The organism is Pseudomonas sp. S1(2024), assembly GCF_046557535.1.
In genome coordinates, this window is the sequence record NZ_JBKGFP010000109.1 from 1 (window position 1) to 764 (window position 764).

A 764-nucleotide genomic window follows, 5' to 3' on the forward strand; every position below is an offset into this window, starting at 1 on the left:
AGTAGAGAGTTTCATTGGGGGAAGACGGCTCCCCTCCCCCCCCCCCCCTTTCCCCCCCCCCCCCCCCCCCCCCCCCCCCCCAAGGCTGCTCCTACAAATGTGTATGACTGAAAAAACGGGTAACGATCTGCCAACGTCGGTAGCGTCTGGGATCTCTATTGTAGGTATCCCACACGGAACGGATGCGAGGAAGATTACATGGATCGTGCTGAGGCCAACCGGCTACGTCGGGGGCGTTTTTCAGAGCCTGGCAGGCTGTACCTGCTGACCACTGTCACCCATGCACGCAAGCCACTGTTTCAGGATCTTCGTACAGCTCGCCTGGTCATCAGTGAGCTGAGGCAGACGGAACGCCTTGGCGCTTGCCGCTCACTTGCCTGGGTGCTGATGCCTGACCACTTGCATTGGCTGGTGGAGCTGCATGCCGTCACATTGAGCAGCCTGATGCGACAGTTCAAATCGCGATCTGGTACGGCATTGTGCAAGGCGGGCGTGAGCCCGGGCCCAGTCTGGCAACGCGGGTTTCATGACCGAGCGCTGCGCCAGGAAGATGATGTGCGCAAGGTAGCCCGATACATCGTTGCCAACCCTCTGCGGGCTGGCCTGGTAGCAGAGATTGGCGATTATCCACACTGGGACGCAGTATGGCTCACTGACAGCCTGCACAACTCCTTGTAGGAGCAGCCTTGTGCTGCGAAGAGGCCGGTACAGGTGGTACACATGTTCAGTCAGTACCGGCCTCTTCGCAGCACAAGGCTGCTCCT

General features: G+C 59.8%; 1 protein-coding gene. It reads left to right on the forward strand.

Annotated elements, in window-relative coordinates; translation table 11 throughout:
- The first annotated feature begins 198 nt into the window (after window positions 1–198).
- Window positions 199–678 (forward strand): REP-associated tyrosine transposase, encoded by a 480-nt coding sequence (locus ACLCGK_RS28955; protein ID WP_410953442.1) that lies wholly within the window; start codon window positions 199–201, stop codon window positions 676–678.
- The last annotated feature ends 86 nt before the right edge of the window (window positions 679–764 follow it).